The sequence below is a fragment of the Kitasatospora sp. NPDC059803 genome, from assembly GCF_042732255.1.
Lineage (GTDB): Bacteria > Actinomycetota > Actinomycetes > Streptomycetales > Streptomycetaceae > Kitasatospora.
This window is the reverse complement of the sequence record NZ_JBHWIJ010000110.1, coordinates 1-25,003: the sequence shown is the minus strand read 5'-3', so window position 1 is coordinate 25,003 and position 25,003 is coordinate 1. Positions and strand designations below refer to the sequence as shown.

23 protein-coding genes are annotated in these 25,003 nt (G+C 71.8%); 13 read left to right on the top strand and 10 right to left on the bottom strand.

The window, feature by feature from the left end; genetic code table 11:
- Positions 1 to 277 precede the first annotated feature (277 nt).
- The 5 genes from pstC to ACFV6I_RS19140 are packed head-to-tail and all read left to right on the top strand — an operon-like array spanning position 278 to position 6,305.
- On the top strand, positions 278 to 1,309 hold the full coding sequence (gene pstC, locus ACFV6I_RS19160) for a phosphate ABC transporter permease subunit PstC (RefSeq protein WP_380426481.1): 1,032 nt from the start codon (positions 278 to 280) through the stop codon (positions 1,307 to 1,309).
- A 43-nt stretch (positions 1,310 to 1,352) separates the two neighbouring features.
- A complete protein-coding gene (gene pstA, locus ACFV6I_RS19155; RefSeq protein ID WP_380380658.1) occupies positions 1,353 to 2,579 on the top strand; it encodes a phosphate ABC transporter permease PstA in 1,227 nt (408 codons plus the stop codon).
- A 38-nt stretch (positions 2,580 to 2,617) separates the two neighbouring features.
- Positions 2,618 to 4,468 (top strand): substrate-binding domain-containing protein, encoded by a 1,851-nt coding sequence (locus ACFV6I_RS19150; protein ID WP_380426479.1) that lies wholly within the window; start codon positions 2,618 to 2,620, stop codon positions 4,466 to 4,468.
- Positions 4,465 to 5,376 carry a sortase gene (locus ACFV6I_RS19145; RefSeq protein ID WP_380426477.1) on the top strand — a complete coding sequence of 304 codons (912 nt, stop codon included), beginning with the start codon at positions 4,465 to 4,467 and terminating at the stop codon, positions 5,374 to 5,376. Before ACFV6I_RS19150 ends, ACFV6I_RS19145 begins: the two co-directional genes overlap by 4 nt.
- Before the next feature lie 38 nt (positions 5,377 to 5,414).
- On the top strand, positions 5,415 to 6,305 hold the full coding sequence (locus ACFV6I_RS19140) for a phosphate ABC transporter ATP-binding protein (protein WP_079135714.1): 891 nt from the start codon (positions 5,415 to 5,417) through the stop codon (positions 6,303 to 6,305).
- Positions 6,306 to 6,348: 43 nt separating this feature from the next.
- On the opposite strand, the gene ACFV6I_RS19135 is transcribed toward ACFV6I_RS19140, so the two are convergent.
- Complete coding sequence (locus tag ACFV6I_RS19135; RefSeq protein WP_063348386.1) at positions 6,349 to 7,194, bottom strand: HAD family hydrolase; 846 nt, start codon at positions 7,192 to 7,194, stop codon at positions 6,349 to 6,351.
- A gap of 188 nt (positions 7,195 to 7,382) precedes the next feature.
- Between ACFV6I_RS19135 and ACFV6I_RS19130 the strand changes: the two genes are divergently transcribed.
- From ACFV6I_RS19130 to ACFV6I_RS19120, 3 genes are all read left to right on the top strand, one after another.
- On the top strand, positions 7,383 to 7,559 hold the full coding sequence (locus tag ACFV6I_RS19130) for a hypothetical protein (RefSeq protein WP_380426475.1): 177 nt from the start codon (positions 7,383 to 7,385) through the stop codon (positions 7,557 to 7,559).
- Between the two features lie 302 nt (positions 7,560 to 7,861).
- On the top strand, positions 7,862 to 9,331 hold the full coding sequence (locus ACFV6I_RS19125) for a phenylacetate--CoA ligase family protein (RefSeq protein ID WP_380426473.1): 1,470 nt from the start codon (positions 7,862 to 7,864) through the stop codon (positions 9,329 to 9,331).
- A complete protein-coding gene (locus ACFV6I_RS19120) occupies positions 9,328 to 10,353 on the top strand; it encodes a hypothetical protein (protein ID WP_380426471.1) in 1,026 nt (341 codons plus the stop codon). The genes ACFV6I_RS19125 and ACFV6I_RS19120 overlap by 4 nt, the downstream gene beginning before the upstream one ends.
- 60 nt (positions 10,354 to 10,413) lie before the next feature.
- Here the strand turns inward: ACFV6I_RS19120 and ACFV6I_RS19115 are convergent, their stop codons facing one another.
- The 3 genes from ACFV6I_RS19115 to ACFV6I_RS19105 all read right to left on the bottom strand — a co-directional run bounded on the left by ACFV6I_RS19115 (position 10,414) and on the right by ACFV6I_RS19105 (position 12,662).
- Entirely contained in the window at positions 10,414 to 10,878 is a 465-nt protein-coding gene (locus ACFV6I_RS19115; RefSeq protein ID WP_380426469.1) for a HEPN domain-containing protein, read from the bottom strand.
- Complete coding sequence (locus ACFV6I_RS19110; RefSeq protein ID WP_380426467.1) at positions 10,878 to 11,474, bottom strand: MarR family transcriptional regulator; 597 nt, start codon at positions 11,472 to 11,474, stop codon at positions 10,878 to 10,880. Before ACFV6I_RS19110 ends, ACFV6I_RS19115 begins: the two co-directional genes overlap by 1 nt.
- 321 nt (positions 11,475 to 11,795) lie before the next feature.
- A complete protein-coding gene (locus ACFV6I_RS19105) occupies positions 11,796 to 12,662 on the bottom strand; it encodes a hypothetical protein (protein ID WP_380426463.1) in 867 nt (288 codons plus the stop codon).
- Between the two features lie 507 nt (positions 12,663 to 13,169).
- Here ACFV6I_RS19105 and ACFV6I_RS19100 point away from each other — a divergent pair.
- The 5 genes from ACFV6I_RS19100 (at position 13,170) to ACFV6I_RS19080 (ending at position 17,760) form a co-directional block, all read left to right on the top strand.
- A complete protein-coding gene (locus tag ACFV6I_RS19100) occupies positions 13,170 to 14,057 on the top strand; it encodes an LLM class flavin-dependent oxidoreductase (protein ID WP_380426461.1) in 888 nt (295 codons plus the stop codon).
- Positions 14,058 to 14,189: 132 nt separating this feature from the next.
- A complete protein-coding gene (locus tag ACFV6I_RS19095) occupies positions 14,190 to 15,152 on the top strand; it encodes an ABC transporter ATP-binding protein (protein WP_063348380.1) in 963 nt (320 codons plus the stop codon).
- The gene (locus ACFV6I_RS19090) at positions 15,136 to 16,038 is read left to right on the top strand and encodes an ABC transporter permease (RefSeq protein WP_063348379.1); all 903 of its coding nucleotides are present in this window, start codon (positions 15,136 to 15,138) and stop codon (positions 16,036 to 16,038) included. The genes ACFV6I_RS19095 and ACFV6I_RS19090 overlap by 17 nt, the downstream gene beginning before the upstream one ends.
- 26 nt (positions 16,039 to 16,064) lie before the next feature.
- Complete coding sequence (locus ACFV6I_RS19085) at positions 16,065 to 16,982, top strand: ABC transporter ATP-binding protein (RefSeq protein WP_063348378.1); 918 nt, start codon at positions 16,065 to 16,067, stop codon at positions 16,980 to 16,982.
- A gap of 58 nt (positions 16,983 to 17,040) precedes the next feature.
- Positions 17,041 to 17,760, top strand: coding sequence for an ABC transporter permease subunit (locus tag ACFV6I_RS19080; protein WP_363368060.1), 720 nt, complete (start codon positions 17,041 to 17,043; stop codon positions 17,758 to 17,760).
- A 103-nt stretch (positions 17,761 to 17,863) separates the two neighbouring features.
- Here the strand turns inward: ACFV6I_RS19080 and ACFV6I_RS19075 are convergent, their stop codons facing one another.
- From ACFV6I_RS19075 to efeB, 6 genes are all read right to left on the bottom strand, one after another.
- Positions 17,864 to 19,141 (bottom strand): CynX/NimT family MFS transporter, encoded by a 1,278-nt coding sequence (locus ACFV6I_RS19075; RefSeq protein ID WP_380335357.1) that lies wholly within the window; start codon positions 19,139 to 19,141, stop codon positions 17,864 to 17,866.
- Positions 19,142 to 19,207: 66 nt separating this feature from the next.
- The gene (locus tag ACFV6I_RS19070; protein WP_063351236.1) at positions 19,208 to 19,939 is read right to left on the bottom strand and encodes a FadR/GntR family transcriptional regulator; all 732 of its coding nucleotides are present in this window, start codon (positions 19,937 to 19,939) and stop codon (positions 19,208 to 19,210) included.
- A 139-nt stretch (positions 19,940 to 20,078) separates the two neighbouring features.
- Positions 20,079 to 20,939 (bottom strand): HAD family hydrolase, encoded by an 861-nt coding sequence (locus ACFV6I_RS19065; RefSeq protein ID WP_380426459.1) that lies wholly within the window; start codon positions 20,937 to 20,939, stop codon positions 20,079 to 20,081.
- A gap of 47 nt (positions 20,940 to 20,986) precedes the next feature.
- The gene (serS, locus tag ACFV6I_RS19060; protein WP_079135713.1) at positions 20,987 to 22,261 is read right to left on the bottom strand and encodes a serine--tRNA ligase; all 1,275 of its coding nucleotides are present in this window, start codon (positions 22,259 to 22,261) and stop codon (positions 20,987 to 20,989) included.
- Between the two features lie 537 nt (positions 22,262 to 22,798).
- Entirely contained in the window at positions 22,799 to 23,734 is a 936-nt protein-coding gene (gene pheA / locus ACFV6I_RS19055) for a prephenate dehydratase (RefSeq protein ID WP_063348373.1), read from the bottom strand.
- A 125-nt stretch (positions 23,735 to 23,859) separates the two neighbouring features.
- A partial coding sequence (gene efeB, locus ACFV6I_RS19050) for an iron uptake transporter deferrochelatase/peroxidase subunit (RefSeq protein ID WP_380426457.1) occupies positions 23,860 to 25,003 on the bottom strand: 1,144 nt, incomplete at its 5' end.

Genomic DNA, 25,003 nt, shown 5'->3' with positions numbered 1-25,003 from the left:
GTTCCGGCCCCGCCGACTCGTCCGCCCGGTCCCGTTGCCGTCTGCCCCGGGCCCGCTGACCAGGCCCGCAGCCCGACCCGCGCCGCCCGCGCGTCGGCGACCGGACCGACCGGCGGCCGGAACGCCGGCGACCGACCGACCGGCGACCGACCGGAACGCCGGCGACCGACCGACGACCACGAACCAGCCGACCGAGCCGCCTTCGACGCTTTCGTCGGGCCGCCGTCCAGGCCGGGGCACCGCCCCGGCACCCGTACCCGAGCACGGAGAGCAGACCATGACAGCCGCCGCCGAGCCCGCGGCACCGTACGTCGGGGCGCCAGGCCACCCCGACGGCCAGCCCGACCCCGACGTCCCGCGCGTCATCACCGCCCCCGCCACCCCCGGCGACCGGGTGTTCCGCGGCGTGCTGCGGCTCGCCGGGATCTCGGTCTTCGCCATCATGGGGCTGATCGCGTTCTTCCTGCTGCTGCGCGGCACGGACGCGCTGCGCGCGGTGGGCTGGTCGTTCCTGACCGAGCAGAAGTGGCAGACCGCCGCGCACAACTTCGGCATCGCCGCCGTCCTGCCGAACGGCCTGCTGATCGCCGTGATCGCCCTGGCCATCGCCGTCCCGGTGGCGCTGACCACGGCGGTCTTCATCGCCGAGTACGCGCCCGTGCGGCTGCGTTCGGTGCTGGTCTCGCTGATCGACCTGATGGCGGCGATCCCCAGCATCATCTACGGCCTGTGGGGGCTGTTCTTCCTCCAGCCGCGCATCATCGGCTTCGTCCGCTGGCTGGCCAACCACCTCGGCGACGCGATCCCCTTCCTCAAGGTGCGCACCGGCGACATCGGGACGTCCTACACCTCGTCCACCTTCATCGCGGGCGTCGTGGTCTCCCTGATGATCATCCCGATCGTCACCTCGCTCAGCCGGGAGGTGTTCTCCCAGGCCCCGCAGGGCGAGCGGGAGGGCGCGTACGCGCTCGGCTCGACCCGCTGGGGGATGGTGCGCGCGGTGGTGCTGCCGTTCGGCAAGGGCGGTGTGATCGGCGCGGTGATGCTGGGCTTCGGCCGGGCGATGGGGGAGACGATCGCCGTCGCGCTGATCATCTCGCCGAACTTCAAGACCATCACACACATCCTCGAGAACGGCGCCAACTCGATCTCGGCGCTGATCGCGCTGCGCTTCGGCGAGTCGGACGCGCTGTCGCTCTCCGCGCTGATGGCGGCCGGCCTGGTGCTGTTCGCACTGACCCTGCTGGTCAACGTCGCGGCCGGTTTCGTGATCAACCGGTCGCGCTCCGGCGCCTCGACCGCGGACTGAGAAGGGCGGCCGACATGACCAACCCCGTTGAAGGGACGACCCGATGACCACGCTCGACCTGCCACCCGTGGCCGCGTCCGAGCCCGCCGAGGCGCCGCCCGCCCCCGCACCCGTACCCCCGCGCCCGGAGCGGCGGGTGAAGCTCGGCGGGGTCACCCGCGAGGACGTGCTCACCGTGGCCGGCTCGCTGGTCGGCTCGCTGGCGCTGGACTGGATGAGCTACGAGCGGATCCTGCCGTTCAGCGGCGCGTTCGGCTTCCTGGTCTGCTGGTACGTGCTGTTCCTGGCCGGCTACTTCACCCTCGGGCGGCTCCAGTGGGGCAGGCTGCTGGTGCGCGAGCGCCTGGTGTCGGTGGTCGCGTGGAGCTCCGGACTGCTGGTGCTCGCGCTGATCGTCGACCAGATCGGCTATCTGGTGGTCCGAGGCTCCGAGGCGGCCCAGCACCTGAACTTCTTCACCGAGTCGATGGAGAGGACGGCCGCGCTCTCCCCGATCACCTCCGGCGGTGCGCTCAACGCGATCGTCGGCTCGCTCGAACAGCTGGGCCTGGCCACGCTGTTCGCGGTGCCGCTGGGCATCGCCGCGGCGGTCTTCATGTCCGAGGTCGGCGGCCGGATGGCCCGTCCGGTGCGGACCCTGGTCGAGGCGATGACCGCGCTGCCGTCGATCGTCGCGGGCCTGTTCGTGCTCGGCGTGGTGATCCTCACCCTCGGGTTCGAGCAGAGCGGGTTCGCGGCCTCGCTGGCGCTGACCGTGATGATGATGCCGATCGTCACCCGGGCCGCCGAGGTGGTCATCCGGCTGGTGCCGGGCACCCTGCGCGAGGCCTCGTACGCGCTCGGCGGCAGCCAGTGGCGGACGGTGTGGAACGTGGTGCTGCCGACCGCCCGGCCCGGTCTGGTGACGGCGGTGGTGCTCGGCATGGCGCGCGGCGTCGGCGAGACCTCGCCGGTGCTCCTGACCTCGGGCTTCACCGCGCAGTTCAATGCCGACCCGTTCACCGAGCCTCAGGTGTCGCTGCCGCTCTACATCTGGAACTACGTCAAGCAGCCCTACCCCGAGATGGTCGCGCGGGCCTTCGCCGCGGGGCTGACCCTGATGGCCGTGGTGCTGGTCCTGTTCGTCACCGCCCGGGTGCTCGGCGGCCGTCGGCCCGGCCAGTTGACGAGGGGTCAGAAGCGCCGGATCAACCGGGACGCCCGTCGTCTTGAGGCGGCCGCCGCGGCCGCCGTCGCCCGCCCGTACGCCATCCAGCCGGAGAAGCGCTGATGTCCCGCCCAACCACCCTCCGTACCAGAGGAGTTCCCATGTCGTGGGAGGCCGCAAGCCGCCCCGTGGCCCGCACCCTGGCCGTGCTGCTGTCCCTGTCGCTCGCCGCGGCCTCACTGCTGCTCGGGCAGGGGGCGGCGTTCGCGGCGTCGGTCGCGCTGAGCGCCCAGGGCTCCAGCTGGTCCGGTCCGGCGATCGACCAGTGGCGCCAGGACGTCGGGCCGCAGGGCATCCAGATCAACTTCAACCCGGTCGGTTCGGCCGCCGGCCGCACGGCCTGGAGCAACGGGCAGACCGACTTCACCGCCTCGGACGTGCCGTTCCGCAGCGGGGATGACACCGGCCTCAGCGAATCGGCCCGCACCGGCGGCCAGGGCGGCCGGGAGAACCCGGTCTACGGCTTCTCGTACGTGCCGATCACCGCGGGCGGCACCACCTTCATGTACAACCTGCAGGTCGGCGGCAAGCAGGTCCGCGACCTGCGACTCTCCCCGCAGACCATCGTGGACATCTTCACCAACAAGATCACCAACTGGAACGACCCGAAGATCACCGCCGACTATGGCAAGCCGCTGCAGAGCATGCCGATCACCCCGGTGGTCCGCTCGGACGGCTCCGGCGCCACCGCGCAGTTCACCCGTTGGATGGAGCACAGCTACCAGGCCCAGTGGGACGACTACTGCAAGTCCGTCAACGGCACCACCTGCGGCGACTACACCGAGTTCTACCCGCCGTCCGGCCGGATGACCGCGCAGAACGGCTCCGACATCGTCGCGGGCTACATCAAGTCCTCGATCGGCCAGGGCACCATCGGCTACGACGAGTACGCCTTCGCCAAGCGCAGCAACTGGCCGGTCGTGAAGGTGCTCAACAAGGCCGGCTACTACTCCCTGCCGACGGCCTCCAACGTGGCGGTCGCGCTCACCGCGGCGAAGATCCGCGGCGTCGACGACAACACCCCGGCGACCGACCCGAACTACCTCCAGCAGAACCTCGACGGCGTCTACACGATGGACGACCCCCGCGCCTACCCGATCTCCAGCTACAGCTACGTGATCGTGCCGCGCGCCGGAGCGGAGCTCAAGCCGCCGCCCCGCTTCAACAACGACAAGGGCGGCGCACTCAGCCGCTTCCTCGCCTACGTCCTGTGCGAGGGCCAGGGCGAGGCGGACGGCCTCGGCTACTCGCCGATCCCGCGCAACCTGGTCAAGGGCGGGCTGCTGCAGACCAAGAGCATCCCGGGCAACGCCAGCCCCGTCGACCCGGACACCCTCTCCAACTGCGCGAACCCGACCTTCAACTCGGCCGGTGAGCTGACCGTCCTCAAGAACGCGCCGCAGCCCAGCCCCTGCGACAAGCAGGGCGCTCCGCTGGACTGCACCGTGCAGGGCGGCCAGCCGGTCAAGACCGGTTCGGGCGCGGGTAGTTCGGGCGGCACCGGCGGCGGCGCGGCCGGCGGTACCGGCGGCACGGGCGGCACGGCCGCCGGCGGTTCGGGCCGGACCGGCAACGGCACGGCCGCAGGCACGTCCGGCGGCACCGGCGGTACCGGTGGCGGTACGGGCGGTGGCGGCGCGGGCACCGGCGGCACCGGGGACGGCGGCGCAGCTGCCGACGGCGCGGCCGGCACGGACCCGAACGCGGCCGGCGCCGCGCCGGGCGACCCGGGCACCGAGGACGTCGTCGACCCGCAGACCGGCCAGGTCGTCGCCCGCGGCCGCGGCGGCAGCACCGAGGTCGCGGCGAACGTGGTCGAGGTGGCCGGCAAGCCCGAGGACTGGACGCTGAGCACGCTCACCGCCCTCGAACTGCTCGCCGTGGTGCTCGTCCCGCCGCTGCTCGGCCGGCGGCTGCTGCGGCGGCGCAAGTCCTCGGACGGCGCCTCGTGACCGCCCCGGTGCTGGAGAAGCCGGCCGCCCCCGTGCGGCCGGCCACGCCCGCGGGCCCACCCGCCGCGACCCCCGCGGCCGGGCCCGCCGCCGCCCCTTCGCGGCGCCGCCTCCTCCAGGGCGCCCGGGTGGCCAGCCTGCTGGCCGCGTTGGTGCTGGGCTTCGTCGGCTACCTGTTCACGCTCTCGCACGTCCAGGAACGGCACTTCCAGTCCACCGCGTACAAGACCTTCCGGGACCAGCTCGCCCGGGCCGTCGCCCCCACCGGGGCCGCCGCCGACGGCGCCCCGGTGGCCCTGCTGGACATCCCGGCGATCGGCCTGCACCAGGCTGTCGTGGTCGAGGGCACCACCGGCCGGGACCTCATGCGCGGGCCCGGCCACCGCCGGGACACCGCCCTGCCCGGCCAGGGCGGCGTCGCGGTGCTGTTCGGCCGCGGCGCCACCTTCGGCGCGCCCTTCGCCGAGCTGTCCGGGCTCCGGGTCGGCGACAAGATCGAGGCCACCACCGGGCAGGGCAAGTTCACCTACACCGTCAACGTGTACGGCGACGGCGACCACCCGATCACCGACCCGGCCCGCAACCGGCTCGTCCTGGTCACCGGGGACTCGGACTGGATCCCCGGCTCGACCGTGATGGTCGGAGCCCGGCTGGACGGCGACCCCCAGCAGAACCCCGGCGGCCGGCCCCGGACCGTCCCGTACGACAAGGCGCTGGCCGCCGACAAGGGCGCGCTGGCCACGCTGCAACTGTGGTCGCTCGGACTGCTGGGCGTGGTGCTCGGCGCGCTCCTGCTGGCCCGGTACTGGCGGGCCTCGGCGGCCTACCTGAGCCTCGCGCCGGTGCTCGGCGCACTGCTCTGGGCGGTCTACGAGAACGCCGCCGCCCTGCTGCCCAACCTCTACTGAAGCGCGCCCGGAAGGCCGTACCGATGACGGATGCACCGATGACCGACACCCCGACCACCGGCCTGGGGACGGTCGACGCCCCGGCGACCGACCCGGCCGCCGACACCCTCACCCTCCCGCCGCTGCCGCCGGCCCCGCACCCCGGCGGCGAGCCGCTGGCCGGGCTGGAGACCAGGGAGGTCTCCGCCTGGTTCGGCGCCCGCAAGGTGCTGGAGCGGGTCTCGCTGGCGATGCCGGCCGGCGAGGTCACCGCGCTGATCGGCCCGTCCGGCTGCGGCAAGTCCACCTACCTGCGGATCCTCAACCGGATGCACGAGATGGTGCGCGGCGCCGCGCTCTCCGGCGAGGTGCTGCTGGAGGGCGACGACGTCTACCGTCCCGGTCGGCGCCCCGCCGAGGTGCGGCGCCGGATCGGCATGGTGTTCCAGCGGCCCAACCCGTTCCCGGCGATGTCCATCCAGGACAACGTCGCCAGCGGCCTGAAGCTGGCCGGGATCAAGGTCTCCAAGGAGGAGCGCCGGGACCTGGTGGAGACCAGCCTGCGCCGCGCCGGGCTCTGGGACGAGGTCTCCAGCCGGCTGCACACCCCGGGCGGCTCGCTCTCCGGCGGGCAGCAGCAACGCCTGTGCATCGCACGGTCGTTGGCGGTCTCGCCGGACATCCTGCTGATGGACGAGCCGTGCTCCGCGCTCGACCCGACCTCCACCCGACGGGTCGAGGAGACCATCGCCGAACTGCGCGGGCGGCTCACCATCGTGATCGTCACCCACAACATGCAGCAGGCCCAGCGCGTCTCGCAGACCTGCGCCTTCTTCCTGGCCACCCACGACACCCCGGGCCGGATCGTGGAGGCCGGGCCGACCGCGCAGGTCTTCGGCAACCCGCGCGACCAGCGGACCTCCGACTACGTGAACGGCCGCTTCGGCTAGGCCCGGGCGATACGTCCTAGGGGAGCCAGGGGAGCCAGGGGAGCTAGGGGAACCGCAGCAGCTCCTCCAGCACCGCCGCGACGCCGTCCTGCTCGTTGCTCACGGTGTGCAGCGGCACCGCCGCCAGCACCTGCGGGTGCGCGTTGGCGACGGCGTACGCGGTGCCGGCCCAGTCCAGCATCTCCAGGTCGTTCGGCATGTCGCCGAAGGCCACCACCTCGCTCCGGTCGATCCCGTGCCCGGCGCACCAACGGGCCAGCGTGCTGGCCTTGGTGACGCCGGGCGCGCTGATCTCCAGCAGCGGGATCGGCGCCGAGCGGGTGATCTCGGCCAGCTGCCCGGCCGCCTCCCGGGCCTGGGTGAGGAACGTGTCCGGGTCGAGGTCGGGGTGCTTGGCCAGCAGCTTGAACAGGCCCCGGACCGGCCCGCCGGCGCTCAGCAGCTTCTCCGCCGGGCCGACCGCGTGCTCCAGGTCGTCACCCCACATCGGCACCGCGTACTCGGGCTCGCGGGCCCACCCGTCCGGGTACTCGAAGGCGAACGCGGTGCCGGGCAGCTTGGCGCGCAGCACCTCGACCACCGCCAGGGTGGTCTCCACCGGCAGCGGGAACGACTCCAGCAGCTCACCGCGCCGCACGTCCACCACCGCGCCGCCGTTCGAGCAGATCGCCACCCCGTGGCCGCCGATGTGCGCGCTCACCTGCTGCATCCAGCGCGGCGGCCGCCCGGTGACGAACACCACCTGCACCCCGGCCGCCTCCGCGGCCGCCAGGGCCGCGGCGGTGCGTTCGCTGACGGTGCCGCCGGCGCACAGCAGGGTGCCGTCCAGGTCGGTGGCGATGAGGCGGGGGGCGGTACGGGCTTCGGTCACCGGTCCATCTTCGCCCATCGGTGCCACACCGGTCACCGGCGAGGACGGACCTCGTCGCGGACCCGCAGGACGGCGCCGCCGACCCGCCGGACCTGTGGCTTTCGGCCCCCGAGGCGCCGTTTCCGGCCTATTCGCCCGGCGGCCGGGGTGTCCCCGGGGCGCGACGGGCAGGAGTGTGCACGGCCACCCCGTCGGCAGGAAGAGCCATGCCCACTCGCCAGCTCCGAGACGAGCCTCCCCCGACCATCCCGCCCGCCGCCTCCCCGGACGCCTCCCGCGAGCCGGTCCTGCTCGGCGACGTCCTCTTCCACACCCTCGCCGAGATCGCCCGCCGCGCCCCCGAGCCCCGCCTCCCGGCCCAGCGCACCCGCCCGCACCCGTAGGCCCTGCCCGGCCGAGCTGCGCCACCGCCCTTTCATGGCACGGAATTTGATGCTGTCTCACCTCTGGTCGCGCATTGTTCGATTCCCTAAACTGCACTCCCCACCCGCCGGCGCCGGAGCACGCCATCGGGGCGTGCTCGGCCGCGCCGGCCAGCCCCACCAGGAGGTCTTGACATGGTCAAGCACTACTTCAAGTACGCCCTGAGCACCCTGACCGCCGCCATGTTCGCGCACATGGCCTGACCGAGTCGTCCCGGCCTGGGCCGGGGTGAGCATCCCCGGCCCAGGTTCCAGGAGGTCTCGTGTTCGGCACTGCGGTGAGTCAACTCCGGTACGGCGCATCGATCCTGCTCAACCGCAGGATCCGGCCCCAGGACCTCGGACGGATCGCCGACGACATGGTCCGCACGCTCGCCGAGTTCGGCGAGCCGGGCGCGGACTCGGCACTGCTGCCGGGGCAGGCCGGGCAGGTCGACCCGGAGGTGCGGCGCACGGTCACCCGGCGGAGCCTGCGGGCCACCGCGCGCGCCGCCGTCCGCCACACGGCCTACTACCGGCGGACCTTCGACGACCTCGGGATCGACCCCGACACGCTCGACACGGAGACCTGGTCGCGGGTGCCCGTCACCCCGAAGGCGGCCCTGCGCGGCCTGCCCGCCGCGTTCGTCTCCGCCGCCGCCGAGCCCGCCCTGATGGCGCTGACCACCGGCACCAGCGGCACCCCGACCGCGGTCTGGTACTCCCGGGCCGAGTTGGAGACGACGATCGCCCTCAGCACCATCTCGGCGGCACTGACCCTCGGGCTGCGCCCCCGGCACACCGTGGCGTACGCGGGCTGCTCCAGGGCCACCCTGCCGCTGGTCGTCGCCGAGGAGTCCACCACCCGGGTCGGCGCCTCGTTCGTCCAGTTCGGGACGATCGACCCCGCGCTCGCCCTGGACCGCCTCGCCGCACCGCTCGGCCTGCCCGGCAAGGCCCCGCAGATCACCCACCTCACCGCCTCCGCGTCGTACCTCTCCGCGCTCGTACAGGAGGCCGAGCAGGGCGGGTGGCGGTCCGCGGACTTCGGGCTGGAGAGCATCGGGGTGGGCGGCGAGGTGCTGTCGGCCCCCCTGCGGGAGCGGGCCGAAGCGGCGTTCGGCGCACCGGTGTCCACGTCCTACCTGATGACGGAGACGCTCCCCTCGGGCGGCGCGCCGTGCTCCCAGGGGCATCTGCACCACACCACCGAGTTCGGGCACCTGGAGGTGCTCGACCCGCAGACCTGGGAGCCGACCGCGCCGGGGGAGGTCGGGATGCTGGTGCACACCCCCTTCGTGCCCTACCGGGAGTGCACCCTGCTGCTGCGGTACGCCACCGGCGACCTGGTCCGGCTGCCCGTCGGCGAGGCCGGGTGCGAGTGGGCGCACCTGCCGGCCACGTCCGCCGTCCTGGGCCGCTGGTCGGGGCCGCTCAGCGCCTCCGTGCCGACCAGGGACGTCCTCGACCTGGTCGAGGGGGAGCCGGACGTGCCGCTGCCGGCCAGGTACACGCTGACCGAGGAGCCGGACGGCGGTGCGCTGCTGCACCTCCTGGTCCGTGCGCTGCCCGCGGCGACACTGCACCGCAGGCTCGAACAGGGGGCATCGGCGGCGGGGCTGCCGCTGGCCGGCATCGTGCTCCACGACGACCGGTCGAAACTGCCGCCGTCCAGTCCGGTCCGTGCGGACCTGCGGGAACACACCTTCGAGCCGGCCCGTCCGGTCGGCGTCCGGGCCGGGAGCGGCGCATGAACGCGATCCCCCTCGTCGCCCTGAGCTGCTGCGTGGCCCTGCTGATGGCCGCGGCAGGGGGGTACCTGGTCCGCGTGCGGATGCCCAGGCCTCCGGTGGGCGTCTACACCTCCGGCGACATCGCAGTCCTGTGCGTCGGCGTCGTGCTGGCCCCGCTGCTCTACCTCAAGCTGCCGGGCGTGGTCGTCTCGGCGCTGTTCGGCCTGGTGCTCTGCCTGGCGGTGCAGTTCACCCTGGCACCGGTCTGCTCCGGCCGCTGGGCCTGGGGCCTCGCACTCGTGGCCGCCGGCGCCACGGCGGCGTGCAGCGGCCACCCCGTCGCGGTGCGCGCCTGCACCGACGTGATGCTCGCCGTCGCGGTGGTGGGCGTGGCCAACCTGTGGACGCAGAGCGGGATGCGATCGGCGCACGCGGCCGGCCTGGCCGCCGTCCTGTCCTGCTACGACCTGGTGGCGACCACCCTGACGCAGGTCACCGCGAACTTCGTCACCCAGGTCCAGGGAAGGCCGTTCGCCCCGATGCTCGTCCTGACGGGCGGCAGCCCGCCGGTCGCCGTGGGCCTCGGCGACCTGCTGCTCCTCGTACTGTTCCCGCTGGTCGCCGCCAAGGCGTTCGGACGGACGGCCGCGTTGCTGGCGGCAGCCGTCGGAGTGGTCGTGACCAGCGCGGTCAGCGCGCTGTTCGCCCTGGGCGCGCTGACGGCGGGCTTCCCCCTGCTGACCGTGCTCGGCCCCCTGATCGTGCTGCAGCACGTGCTGTGGTCACGCCGACTGGGCGGCGAGCGGACAACGGCCCGCTGGCGCTCCGGCACCGACTCGCCGACCCCACGCCCCGACCGCCTCCAACCGGACCCCGCCCTGACGTCGGCCCTGTCCCTCACCCCGCCCACCGGACTGGCACCGGGCACCTGGATCGCGATCGCCGACGGCCAGATCCTCGGCACCGGCAACTCCCCCGGCCTCGCCCGCCGCGCCGCCCGCCAACGCGGCACGGACACCCTCCCCATCGTCCGCCAGCTCTGACTCGTCCATTCGTCGCAGCCTGACCTGGGTCGATCCACTCCTGATTCGCCTGGATCACCGTCAGAAGGGGCTCATCTCATCCAGGACCCGCTCTGCGAGCTCGATGATCGCCGTGACCTTCGGTGCGTCACCGGTCACGTCCTGGGCTTCGATTTTGGGATAGTCCAAATCCGCGTACTCCGCCTGGTTTCGGCGTCGGCGCATGCGGTCGAAGGGCCTGAGGGCTGCCCCGAGAGGTGGATCGAGCTGTGTACTGACGGCTTCCAGGACTGCGATGTGACCCCCTCGGCTGGTTGGCCGCAGTCCCTGGTTCTCCAGGATCGCGACCAGTGCCTTGCGCGCCGCGTCGTACAGCAGTTGGTAGGCGCCGATCGCATCGAAGGAAACGACGGCCTGGGCCGCCTTGACGTGATTCGATGCCTGGGTGAGGAGATTGTCGGCCTGTTCCCGGTTCGCCGGTACTCGCTCCAGTTCCTTGCGCGCCAGCATGCCCTCGACCGCAGCGCGGCCCTGCTGCCACCTCATCACTTGTTCTTCCCTCCGAAGAGTTCGAGCCGAACCGTCGGCCGGCTCTGGACGCCCGTGAGAAACGGATCCGTCCCCGGCTCGCGCCAACGGGCGGGCGAGACCCGGTGGACATTGACCTCTCGGCCGAGCAGGCCCTCCGCCTGGCGCGCAGCCTCGTACAGCTCGTCCTCATCGGGGTTGCCCACCACCAAGACATCGACGTCATTGGGCACCTCGCCGTGTTCTCCCGAGTAGCGGGCTGCCCAGGAGCCGTAGATATGGGCTTCCTCGACGCCTGCCAGTGGCAGCAGCAGATCGCCGAGCACCGCGATCGGACCGTAGGTGAGGGCGAACAGCTCGGTCAGCGGGCCCGCCAGCCGCCCGGTGGTGTTGGCTCGCAAGAGGCGGAGGTTTCCGTGCCGTCGAGCAGCGATCAGCTCTGCCTTGACCAGCCGGTCCGCCTCACGGCTGGCGGTCGCACTCGAAACGCCGAAACGTGAGGCGAGTTCGGTAAGCGAAGCCTCTTCCTGCGGATGCAGGTACAGCCAGGCCAACAGCTCGCCCTGGAAGGCCGTACGCAGAAGCGGCAGAAGTGCCGGCGGAGGAGCTTGCATAAGTCGGATACTAGCTTGCATCTTATGCAAGCTGATGCCTTGGGGATCTCGGTACACCCGTTATGGCTGGCTGGATGTAGGCGACTTGGGACAGCCTTGGCAGGTGACTGGGCTCCGGAGGCCCGTCGTGGGGTTCGTCGGTCACGGATGCGTTCAGCCTGTGTGCCATCCTCGGTGCTCCGGCATGAGCCGGAGCACCGAGTGCCCTGCCGTGTTCGCTCCAGACGTCCCGGAAGCCCAGGGTGTAGGACGGCCCGGCGGTTCTCTCGAGTTGGAGCCGCGTCCATCGAAGCGCTCGGCGCGTAGTGACAGTGCCAGTCGCTAACCCAGTGGAGTCTGGCGGACAGGGATGGGCATCTTCTCGGTTTGCTGGAATCGGAGGGCCTTTACGGGCTTCTTGAAGACCCAGGAATTCCACGCCTTGATGTAGAGTCCAAGTTGCCCGCGATTGTCTGTCCTGCGTCGTACTGTGGATCCCATCGACAACGCTGTTAGGACGTTGCGCAGGGCAAGGCGAGGGTCATCGGTAGCCAGCCCGGCCCCCGTTGACAAGCCTTCGATCCACGCGTCCGCGCTGGCCGATGGGCATGCGTCGACGGTTAGGTAGTATCCTGTGGCGGCCGCCGTGGGAATGATCTTTGCGGTTTTCCCCAATAGGCGCCCAATGGCTACGGCATTGAGATAAGAGTCGCGGTCCTCCTGGAAGAGCTCAAGGACCTGCTGATTTGTCAGCCTGGAGGCCGATCCGGCCCAGGTGGAATCTGGCATTGATCGATACAATTGGACATGTCGCACTGTGGCTGCCAGGAGCGTGTAGTCCTTCTCCCCGGTTAGCGCAAGCACCGCGCCAGCGGACCGGCTTCGCCCAGTGTCCAGCACCGAGAAGGTTTCCTCGGGGACGTGCTCGAAGATGAGCATGGGCACCGCGACTCCGCACCCCTTGACTGCCTCCAGTCGATGCTGGCCGTCCAGGAGTCTTCCGCTCTCGACACTCCCGGCCAGGGCGATTCCTTGGTGGGTGACCTGCCACTCGCCCCTCGCGATGGCATCGGAGATCTGCTTGATAACTCCCTTGTCCACCGGCCTGTTATTGCGATTTCTCTCCAGGATGGATCCGGCAAGTTCTGGCGTAACGAGAACGATCCGCGATGTCAGGTTCGGTGGCCTCGGTGTGGAATCACTATCCATGAGGACAAGTTTGGCAGACTGCTTCGCGACTTAAGGCCGCCATCTCGTGGATGCATCTTATTTGATCATAAAATGCCGGAATCGATGGTAGGGTGCATTTTCGATGAATGAAATCGATCTGCATTGATCGTTTTTGTGTCACTTTTTGCATGGTTCGGTGTGTTGTCGGCCTATGGTCCATGTTGTTGCGCCAGCTCGTCCATCAGGCCCCCTTTAGTCGGAAGCTGCTCCGTCTGAGCCGTCGGAGTCGACCCTGGCTCCGGGAGGGTCTGAGGATCTCCGCTCACCGCATCCGACCTGTAACGATGACGCCTATGCGGCTCTGCATAACAGTGAGGTGATGACGCAGATCCGCCCTGGCGATACCGAGTCCACGGCCCTCCACGGAATGCTGCGACGACGTGTCATCACCGGTCACTGGGTGGCTGACGGACTTGGCGCACTGAACTGGCAAGGTGGTCGATGCGCCAACACCGAGTGTGGTCCCATCGACGTAAGGTCGACGGCATGCGCTTGAGTACCGTGATCCTCCCCATCCACCGGTGGAGCGAGGGGCAGAAGATCTGGCGGCGGGCCGAGGAGCTCGGCTTCCATGCCGCCTACACCTACGACCACCTGTCCTGGCGGAGCTTCCGGGACGAGCCGTGGTTCGGCTCGGTCCCCACACTGACGGCTGCGGCGACCGCCACCGAGCGGATCCGGCTGGGGACGCTGGTGACGTCGCCGAACTTCCGGCACCCGGTGACGCTGGCGAAGGAGCTGATCACGCTGGACGACGTGTCCGGCGGGCGGGTGACGCTGGGCATCGGGGCCGGCGGGACGGGCTTCGACGCGACGGCGCTGGGGCAGGAGGCGTGGTCGCCGAAGGAGCGGGCGGACCGGTTCGGCGAGTTCCTGCCGCTGCTGGACGAGTTGCTGCGTACGGACGCCACGACGCGCGAGGGGGCGCACTACTCGGCGGTCGAGGCCCGGAACATCCCCGGCTGCGTGCAGACCCCGCGACTGCCGTTCTACGTCGCCGCGACCGGTCCGCGCGGGCTGAAGCTGGCGGCCGAGTACGGCCAGGGCTGGGTGACGTACGGGGACCCGAAGGGTCCGGCGGACGTGCCCGTCGAGCGGGCGCCCGAGGTGGTCGGGAAGCAGATCGAGAAGCTGACCGCGGCCTGCGACGCGACCGGGCGGGACGTGCGCGAGCTGGAGAAGATGCTGCTCCAGGGCTCGACGGCGGAGCGGCCGCTTCAGTCGCTGGACGCCTTCGTGGACTGGGCGGGGAAGTACCAGGAGCTGGGCATCACCGAGTTGGTGATCCACTGGCCGGTGCCGGACTCGATCTTCGAGAACGACCTCGCCGTCTTCGAGCAGATCGCCACCGAGGGCCTCGCCCAGCTGGGCTGAGCGTCGCGTCGACCCTGAGGGGAGACCCTCCGCCCCTTAGGGGAGATTGTCGGCGGCGTCATACCGCAGCAGCAGACGGGCTCGTCATTCCAGCTCATAGCCCTTGGCGCGCAAGCCCGTTACGTTGAGCAGGTGTCCACTGCTGTCATCAAGACGGATGGCCTCACCAAGAGGTTCCCCCGGGTCACCGCCCTCGACCAGCTCACCGTCGAGGTGCGGCCCGGGGTGGTCGGGCTGGTCGGGGCCAACGGGGCGGGCAAGTCCACCCTCATCAAGATCCTGCTCGGCCTCGCCCCGGCGACGTCCGGCCGCGGCGAGGTCCTCGGCCTGGACGTCGCCACCCGGGGCCCGGAGATCCGTGAACGGGTCGGCTACATGCCCGAACACGACTGCCTGCCACCGGACGTGTCGGCGACCGAGTTCGTGGTGCACATGGCGCGGATGGCGGGGCTGCCGGCCACCGCCGCCCGTGAGCGCACCGCGGACACCCTGCGGCACGTCGGCCTGTACGAGGAGCGGTACCGGCCGATGGGCGGGTACTCGACCGGCATGAAGCAGCGGGTCAAGCTCGCGCAGGCGCTGGTGCACGACCCGAAGCTGGTGCTGCTGGACGAGCCGACCAATGGTCTCGACCCGGCCGGCCGGGACGAGATGCTGGGCCTGATCCGCCGGGTGCACACCGACTTCGGGATCTCGGTGCTGGTCACCACCCACCTGCTCGGCGAGTTGGAGCGCACCTGCGACCACCTGGTCGTGATCGACGGCGGCAAGCTGCTGCGCTCCTCCTCCACCGCCTCCTTCACCGAGGCGACGGCCGTCCTGGCGGTCGAGGTGACGGACCACCCGCAGGACGCCGTCCCGGAGCCGGGCGACGCCGTCCGCGCACGGCTGGCCGCCGCCGGGCTGTCCGTCCAGCCGGAGGGTTCGCACCTGCTGCTGGTCCGGCTGGCCGGCGACGACACCTACGACACCATCCGCGACACCGTCGCCGGCCTGGGCCTCGGCCTGGTCCGGCTGGAGCAGCGCCGCCACCGGGTCGCCGAAATCTTCACCGACGAGAACAGGGGAGGGACGGACGATGTCGCTGCCTCCTGACACCAGGTCCGCCGACACCGGCGTCATCCACGACATCGGCTACCGCGGCTACACCGGGCCCCGGCTCGGCCGGGCCTACGCGACCCGCTCGCTGTTCACCCAGAGCCTGCGCGCCGCGTACGGGCTCGGGCGCTCCGGCAAGTCCAAGGTGCTGCCGATGCTGGTGCTCGGCGTGGTCACGCTGCCGGCCGTGGTCATGGTGGCGATCGCGCTCGCCACCAGCGCGAAGGAGCTGCCGCTGGACTACCCGCGGTACCTGTCCTCGTTCGTGCTGGTCGTGTCGATCTTCCTGGCCTCGCAGGCGCCGGTGCTGTTCTCCCGGGATCTCCGGTACCACACCGTCCCGCTGTACTTCTCCCGCCCGATCACCCGCGCCGACTACGTCCGGGCCAAGTTCGCCGCCATGGTCAGCGCCCAGTTCCTGCTGATGGCTGCGCCGTTGCTGGTCCTCTACATCGGGGCGCTGCTGGGCGGGCTGGACTTCGGGCACAACACCGGGCACTTCCTGTCCGGCCTGGTCGCCGCCCTGCTGTACTCCCTGGTGCCGACCTCGGTGGCGCTGGTGGTCGCCGCCGCGACCCCGCGCCGCGGCTTCGGGGTGGCCGGGATCATGGGCTACCTGGCGATCAGCACGGCCGTGGTGGCGATCCTGACCCGGATCGGCACCGCCACCGAGCTCACCGTCCCGGACTCCGCCCAGTGGATCGCGCTGCTGTCGCCGAACGACCTGGTGGAGAGCCTGACCAACCAGCTCTTCGACGTCGGCGGGATGGGCGGCCGGATGCACGCGCCCGGCGGGCTCGGCGTGGTCGTCTTCACCGTCGCCGTTCTCGCGATGGTGTCCGGCTCGTACGGGCTGCTGCTGCGCCGCTACCGCAGCGTCTGATGAACCGAGGAGTTTGAGAGGGCGTCATGGCCACCATCACCATCGACAAGGTCTCCCGCTGGTTCGGGAACGTGGTCGCCGTCAACGACATCAGTATGACGATCGGCCCAGGCATCACCGGCCTGCTCGGTCCGAACGGCGCGGGCAAGTCGACCCTCATCCACATGATGAGCGGATTCCTCGCGCCCTCCAGCGGGGCGGTCACCCTGGACGGCGCGCCGATCTGGCGCAACCAGCAGGTGTACCGGCAGATCGGCCTGGTCCCGGAGCGGGAGTCGATGTACGACTACCTGACCGGCTGGGAGTTCGTGCTCGCCAACGCCGAACTGCACGGCCTCGCCGACCCGGGCGCCGCCGCCCGGCGTGCCCTGGACCTGGTGGAGATGGCCTACGCCAAGGACCGCCGCACCGGGACGTACTCCAAGGGCATGAAGCAGCGGGTCAAGATGGCCTCCGCACTGGTCCACGACCCGGCCGTGCTGCTGCTCGACGAGCCGTTCAACGGCATGGACCCGCGCCAGCGGCTCCAGCTGATGGAGCTGCTGCGCCGGTTCGGCGCGGACGGCCGGACGGTGCTGTTCTCCTCCCACATCCTGGAGGAGGTCGAGCAACTGGCCCGGCACATCGAGGTCGTGGTGGCCGGCCGGCATGCCGCCTCGGGCGACTTCCGGAAGATCCGCCGGCTGATGACCGACCGGCCGCACCGCTACCTGGTTCGCTCCAGCGACGACCGCAGGCTGGCCGCCGCGCTGATCGCCGACGGCTCCACGACCGGTATCGAGGTGGACGCGCGGGAACGGGCGCTGCGGATCGAGGCGGTGAACTTCCAGGGCTTCACCACCCTGCTGCCCCGGGTCGCCCAGGAGGCGGACATCCGGCTGTACACCGTGTCGCCGGCGGACGAGTCGCTGGAGAGCGTCTTCTCCTACCTGGTCTCCGCGTGAGGCCCGGCGTCCGAGCCACCGAACTCCCTTACCGGACCCAGGAAAGGGCCGACCGACCATGAACCCGACCGTCGCCAGGCTGACCCTGCGCGGCCTGCTGGGCCGCCGCCGCGGCCTCCTGCTGCTGGTGGTCCCCGCCCTGCTGCTGGTCATCTCGGCCGTCGCGAGCGGCACCGCCAGCGGGAACGAGCACGACCTCACCGTCAAGATCCTCGGGCAGCTCGGCCTCGGCACCCTGGTGCCGATCCTCGGCCTGGTCGTCGGCACCGGCGTGATCGCCACCGAGATCGACGACGGCTCGATCGTCTACCTGCTGGCCAAGCCGCTGCCGCGGTGGAAGATCGTCACCACCAAACTGGTCGTCGCGATCGGCACCACCTGGGTGTTCGCCGCCCTCCCGACGCTGCTCTGCGGCCTGCTGCTGATCGGCACCAGGGACGGCATCGCGCTCGGCTACACCGTGGCCGTGCTGGTCGCCGGGGTGGCGTACAGCGCGCTGTTCCTGCTGCTCGGCGTGGTCACCCGGCACGCGGTGGTGGCCGGACTGGGGTACGCGCTGGTCTGGGAGTCGCTGATCGGCAACTTCGTGTCGGGCGCCCGGACGCTGAGCGTCCAGCAGTGGGGCCGGTCGGTGGCCGAGGCGGTCGCCGGGGACGCCGCGATCGGCGCCGACGTCTCGCTCGGGGTGGCTGTCCCGCTGCTGCTGGCGGTCACCGTGGCGGCGACGGTGCTGGCCTCGGTGAAGCTGGCCGGACTGACCCTGGCCGCCGAGGAGTAGCCGGCCGGGGCCGGCCTGGGGTAACTGGGGTCGACCCGGGGCAGCCGGGGTCGGCCCGAGCCGGCCTCAACGAGGCCAGCCCGGGTCGGTCCGAGCAGGGGTGCTAGCCGAGCGTCCGGTTGCGGCCCGCGCCCCAGCCGGCCGCGCCGACCACGGTGGCCAGCACCAGCATCAGCACCAGGGTGGCCGTCCAGCCGCCGGTGAGCTGGTGCAGCGCGCCGGCGCCGACCGGGCCCGCCGCCGCGACCAGGTAGCCGACCGCCTGCGACATCCCGCCCAGTTGGGCGGCGCCGGCCGCGCTGCCGGTGCGCAGCACGATGAAGGCCAGGCCCAGGCCCAGCGAACCGCCCTGGGCGACGCCCAGGATGGTCGCCGACACCCAGGCGCCGGACACCGGCGCGATCAGCAGCAGGGCGATGCCGAGGCCGTTCAGTCCGGCCATGGCCACCGCCAGCCCGCGCTGGCGGGTCATCCGGCCGGCCAGCAGCGGCACCAGGAAGGCGCCCGCGACCTGCACCAGGTTGGAGAAGGCGAAGACCAGACCGGCCTCGCCGCGGTCCATGCCGTGGTCGGCCAGGATGGTCGGCATCCAGGCGACCAGGGTGTACACCAGCAGCGACGAGATGCCCATGAAGAGGCTGATCTGCCAGGCCATCGGCGAGCGCCAGATGCCCTCGATCGGCTTCTCGGCCGCCCGACCGGCCGCCTGACCGGCCGCAGGGCCAGTGGAGAGACGGGTCGCGACCGCCGCCCGCTCCTGCCGGGAGCGCAGCACCTGCGGCAGCCAGGCCACCGCGGCGATCAGCGCGAGCAGCGACCAGGTGCCCAGCGAGGCCTGCCAGCCGCCGCCGAGGGCGTGCTCCAGCGGCACCGAGAGGCCGGCCGCCATGGTCGCGCCGACCAGCATGGTGGTCGAGTAGACGCCGGTCATCGCCGCCGCCCGGTCCGGGAACTCCCGCTTGACCAGGCCCGGCATCGACACGTTCAGCACCGCGATGGCCACGCCGATCACCACGCAGCCCGCGTACAGCGCCGCCACCGAGGGCAGCACCCGCAGCAGCACGCCCGCGCCCAGCACCAGGACGGCGCCCAGCACCACCCGCTCGGTGCCGAACCGCCGGGTCAGCCGGGGGGTGAGCGGGGCGCCGACGCCCTGGAACAGCACCGGCACGGTGGTGATCAGTCCGCTCGCGGTGGCGGAGAGTCCGAAGGTCCGCTGGATCTCGCCGACCATCGGCGACACCGCCGCCAGGCAGGCGCGCATGTTCAGCGCGACCAGCAGGATGCCGGTCAGCAGCAGCGCGGGGTGGGCCAGCCGGGTGCGGACGGGAAGCGGGAGGGACGTGGTGGCAACCGGCTGCTGGGCACGGGTGACGGCCATGGGTGTGCTGTTCTTTCGTGAATGTGCGCGAGGGCGCGGAGGGCGGAAGGCAGGCGGGTGCCTATGTCACTTCCGGGCCGCGATGGCCGCGAGGAGCTGCTCGACGGCCGCGGTCGGCTCGGCGAGCAGCGCACGACACGCGGCCTCGGCACGGTCGGGGTCGCCGCTTTCGATCGCGTCGACCAGCGCCGCGTGGGTGGCCACGGCCACCTCGGGCATGTCGTGGTCGCCGAAGGCCGAGGTCATCGACTCGCGCACGGAGGCGCCGAAGTAGCGGTAGACCTCGGTGAGCGCCGGGTTGTGCGCGGCCTCGACGATGGCGGTGTGGAACTCCAGGTCGTGCTCGACGGTGGCCTCGCGGTCGGTCCGCTCGGCGTGCGAGGCGATCACCTCGGCCTCGCGGGCCAGCGCGGCCCGCATCCGCTCGACGTCCTCGCGGGTGTGCCGCAGCGCGGCCAGTCGGGCGGCCTCGGTCTCCAGTGCGGCCCGGACCTCCAGGACGTCCCGGATGCCCGAGCGCTGGACGCCGCGCAGGACGGCGGCCGGGTCGCTGGTGGAGCGGACGAACGTCCCCTCGCCCTGGCGGGAGACCAGCATGCCGGCGTGCACCAGCACCCGGATCGCCTCCCGGACGGTGTTCCGGCCGACCTGCAGCCGCTCGGCGAGCTCGTGCTCGGTGGGGATCTGCGATCCCACCGGCCAGACGCCGCCGGCCAGTTGCTCGCGCAGCTGGTCGATCGCGGTGTCCACCAGGGAGCGCCGTCCGGCCGCCTGGAGGCTGTTGCCGTCGTTGGTCATGCCGGTGCTCCCTTCGTCGTTGGTCGCCGCGTCGCTGGTCAACGCCGGTCGTCGGTCATCCTACAACCGCTTGCCCGGTCATCCTACAACTGGAGTTGAACCCCCGCCGAACACCACGACGTGATCCGAAAGAGAGCCCCTAGACGCCCGGGTAGAGCTGTTCCAGGACGACGGCGACGCCGTCCTCGTCGTTGCTCGCGGTGACCTCGTCGGCGACGGCGAGCAGTTCCTCGTGGGCGTTGGCCATCGCCACGCCGCGGGCCGCCCAGCCGAACATCGGCACGTCGTTGGGCATGTCGCCGAAGGCGATGGTGTCGGCCCCGCGGACGCCCAGGCGGCGGGCGGCGACGGCCAGCCCGGTGGCCTTGGACAGGCCCAGCGGCAGCAGTTCGACCACTCCGGCGCCGGCCATCACGACGCCGACCAGGTCCCCGGCGACGCGGCGGGCGGCCTCGGCGAGCGCGTCGTCGGTCAGGCCCGGGTGCTGGATGTAGAGCTTGCTGACCGGGGCGTCGAGCAGCTGGTCGCGGTCGACCCGGACGACCGGCAGGTCGGAGCCGATCAGCAGCTCGTAGCCGGGGCCGGCCAGCACCTGGCCGTCCAGGCCGTCCTGGTTGGCGGCGACCGCCAGCGGGCCGGTCTCGGCCTCGATCTTGGCGATGGCGAGCGCGGCGAGCCGGCGGTCCAGGGTGAGGGAGGTGAGCAGCCGGTGCGCGCCGGCGTCGTACACCTGGGCGCCCTGGCCGCAGACGGCTATCCCGGTGTAGCCGATCTCGTCGAAGACCGGGCGGGCCCAGGCGGCGGAGCGGCCGGTGACGACGATGTGCAGCGCGCCCGCGCCGGTGGCCGTGGCCAGGGCGGCGCGGGTGCGCTCGGAGACGGTTTCCGCGCTGGTCAGCAGGGTGCCGTCGAGGTCGGTGGCGACCAGCCGGTAGGGCAGGTCGGCACCGCTCGGGTGCTCACCGTTGGGGGAGACGGGGCTGGGGCTGGTGGTGCTCATGGGCCGTACGTCTCCCGGGAGTTGCGGGTGGTGCGGGTGGCGCGGTGCTACTTGACCGGTTCGAGGACGGTCCGCCCGCCGAGGAACGGCCGCAGCGCCTCGGGCACGGCCACCGAGCCGTCGGCCTGCTGGTGGTTCTCCAGGATCGCCACGATGGTGCGCGGGATGGCGACCAGGGTGCCGTTCAGGGTGGCCAGCGGGCGGGTCTTGCCCTCCTCGCGCATCCGGATGGAGAGCCGGCGGGCCTGGTACTCGGTGGTGTTGGAGGTCGAGGTGACCTCGCGGTACTTGCCCTGGGTCGGGATCCAGGCCTCGATGTCGAACTTGCGCGCGGCCGAGGCGCCGAGGTCGCCGGAGGCGACGTCGATCACCCGGTAGGGCAGCTCCAGCGCGTTGAGGAAGTCCTTCTCCCACTGGAGCAGGCGGCGGTGCTCGTTCTCGGCGTCCTCGGGAGTGGTGTAGACGAACATCTCCACCTTCTCGAACTGGTGGACGCGGATGATGCCGCGGGTGTCCTTGCCGTAGGTGCCGGCCTCGCGGCGGAAGCAGGACGAGTAGCCGGCGTAGCGCAGCGGCAGCTTCTCGGCGTCGAGGATCTCGTCCATGTGGTACGCGGCGAGCGGGACCTCGCTGGTGCCGACCAGGTACCGGTCGTCCTCGGCGAGGTGGTACACGTTCTCGGCGGCCTGGCCGAGGAAGCCGGTGCCGTCCATGGCGGCGGGCCGGACCAGGGTCGGGGTGATCATCGGGATGAAGCCGGCCGCGGTGGCCTGGGCGATGGCCATGTTGACCAGGGCGAGCTCCAGCAGCGCGCCGACACCGGTCAGGTAGTACGAGCGGGCGCCGGCGACCTTGGCGCCGCGCTCGGTGTCGATCGCGCCCAGGATCTGGCCGAGCTCGACGTGGTCGCGCGGCTCGAAGCCCTCGGCGGCGAAGTCGCGCGGGGTGCCGATCTCCTCCAGGGTGACGAAGTCCTCCTCGCCGCCGACCGGGGCGGCCGGGTCGATGAGGTTCGCCAGCGAGCGGAGCAGGCGCTCGGCCTCCTCCTTGGCCACGCCCTGCTCGGCGTCCGCGGCCTTGACCGCGGCGGCCAGCTCCTTGGTGCGCTGCAGCAGGGCGGCCTTCTCCTCGCCCTTGGCCTGGGCGACCTGCTTGCCGAGCGTCCGCTGCTCGCTGCGCAGTTCGTCGAAGCGACTGCCCGAGGACCGGCGCCGTTCGTCGGCGGAGAGGAGGGCGTCGACCAGGTCGACGTCCTCGCCACGGACGCGCTGCGAGGCGCGCACTCGGTCAGGGTCCTCACGAAGCAGGCGAAGGTCAATCACAGGCCCAAGCGTACCGGGCGCAGGCTCGTCCACCGGTACGGGTTTTCCCCTGGGGATAACCGCCCGGATCCTGTGGATAACTTCTGTGGGGATCGGGCGGGGCCAGGGTTATCCACAGGATCCGGGCGGTGCCTGTGGATTGAAGGGGAGGTCGGCCCTCCGATCACCGAAGCCAGGGAATTGAGGTTTCAAACCTCATTTGACCTTCTCGGGTGAGGGAATTGAAGCACTCAGACAGGTGATTTGCTGGCACACGGGTGACTCTGGTCCGATTAGTCATCTCTACGCCGCTAACCAATGATCCGACCGAAACCCGCAGTGGCTATACCGGTTTGTCGACTCATCCCCAGGCCTGTGGATAACTTTCGGCTGTGGATAGTCCCCGCCCCTGTGGATGGCGGGTTCCGGGGCCGCGGGCCCCTGTGGACGACGGGTGCGGTCACCCGCCCCCTTCCGTCCGGCCGCGGGAAAACGATCGGAAAAGGGCGGAAAGACAAAGGGCAGCGATCGGATGTTGTCGCGGTGCCGTCGCGTGGATCAGATGTCGCCGCGCCCGTCGAGGCACCGGGAGAGCCAGTCGGCGGCGGCCGTGAAATCGTCGTCCGAGGTCCCCGGCCGCCGGTGCGTGGAGACCTGCCGGTCGGCGCGCGGATAGGAGCCGAGGAACCGCACCTGCGGGCAGATCCGCTTCAGCCCCATCACGGCCTCCGCCACCCGGCGATCGGACAGGTGCCCCTCGCAGTCGATCAGGAAGCAGTAGTTGCCGATGCCCTCGCCGGTCGGCCGCGACTCGATCCGCATCAGGTTGACCCCGCGCACCGCGAACTCCTGGAGCAGCTCCAGCAGCGCGCCCGGGTGGTCGTCCGGCAGCCAGACCACCATCGAGGTCTTGTCCGCGCCGGTCGGCGAGGAGACCCGGCCCGGGCGGCCGACCAGGACGAACCGGGTGGTCGCGGTCTGCGCGTCCGCGATGTCCTTGACCAGCGGGTCCAGCCCGTAGATCGGCGCCGCGAACTCGCCCGCGAACGCCCCGTCGTAGCGGCCCTCGGCGACCAGCCGGGCGCCGTCCGCGTTGGAGGCGGCCGACTCCCACTGCGCGTCCGGCAGGTTGGCCGCCAGCCAGCGGCGCACCTGCGCCTGGGCCACCGGGTGGCTGGTCACCGTCTTGACCCCCGCCAGGTCGGTGCCCGGCCGCACCAGCAGCGCGAAGGAGATCGGCAGCAGCACCTCACGGTAGATCATCAGCGGTGTGCCGGCGGCGAGTTCGTCATTGGTCGCGGTGACGGCGCCCTCGACCGAGTTCTCGATCGGGACGAACGCCCCTGAGGCGTCCCCGCCGCGCACCGCGTCCAGCACCAGCGGCACCGAGGCCAGCGGCACCAGCTCCCGGGTCGCGGCCTCGGGCAGGGTGCGCAGCGCAGCCTCGGTGAAGGTGCCGGCCGGGCCGAGGTAGGTGTAGCGGGTGGCCGACATGACGCCTCCGTGGGGAACAGGGTGGAACCGGGGCAGGGGTGTTGCCGAAGAAGTCACCATAACGACTCCGCGCGCCGGCCAGGAAAGCGTTTCAGTGGCCGGGACCGGAGACCGTCGGGGGCGTGCTACTCGAAGAGCTGCTGGCCGAGGTAGCCGCCGGCCGGGACGCCCGGCGGCACCGCGTACAGGCCGCTGGCCTCGTGCCGCAGGAAGCGGGAGAGGCCGTCCCCCCGGGCCAGCTTGCGCTGCACCGGGGTGAAGCCCTTGCGCGGGTCGGCCTGGAAGGCGAGGAAGAGCAGCCCGGCGTCCGGCGAGCCGTCGGGCAGCAGGCCGTCGTGGTACGAGAACCCGCGCCGCAGCATCGCCGCCCCGCCGTTGGCGGCCGGGGCGGCCACCCGGACGTGCGCGTCGGCGGGGATCACCAGCGCGCCGTCCGGGCCCTGCGCGGCCAGGTCGACGGGGGTGCGCTCGCCGGCCCCGGCGGGCGCGCCGAGCGGCGCGCCGTCCGACTTGCGCCGTCCGATCACCCGTTCCTGCCGGTCGGTCGGCAGCGCCTCCCAGTTGTCCAGCAGCATCCGGATCCGCCGGAACACCAGGTACGAGCCGCCGGCGAGCCAGGCCGGCTGGTCCGGCCCGGCGGTGCAGAACACCTTGGCGGCGAAGCCGTCCTCGCCCGGCTGGGGGTTGTTGGTGCCGTCGATCTGGCCCATCAGGTTGCGGCCGGTCATCGGGCGCGCGGTGGCACCGGGTGTACGGGCGAAGCCGGCCGACTGCCAGCGCAGTGCCGCCGTGCCGGCCGCCTGGCGTTGCAGCACCCGCAGCGCGTGCACGGCCACCAGGGCGTCGTCGGCGCCGATCTGGACGAACAGGTCGCCGTCGCCGCGCGCCGGGTCGAGCGCGTCGGCGGGGAAGGGCGGCAGCGGTTCGAGCGCCTGCGGGCGGCGGTCGGCCAGCCCGGCCTTGTCGAACAGGGCGGCGCCGAACCCGACGGTGAGGGTGAGCGAGCAGGGGCCGGCGTCCAGCGCCACCTGGTTGTCGGCGTCCTCGGCCGGCTCCCCGGCGGTCAGCCGCTCGGCGGCCTTCGTCCAGCGCTGGAGCAGGGTGCGCAGCCCGTCCCGGCCGACGCCCTCGGCCAGGTCGAAGGCGGCCAGCTGGACCCGGGCCTGCTGGGGTTCGAGGATGCCGGCCTGGTGCTCGCCGTGGAACGGCACCCGGGCCGCGCCGAGCGCGCCGCCCGGCCCGGCGGCGGGCGCTGCGCCGGGGTGGCGG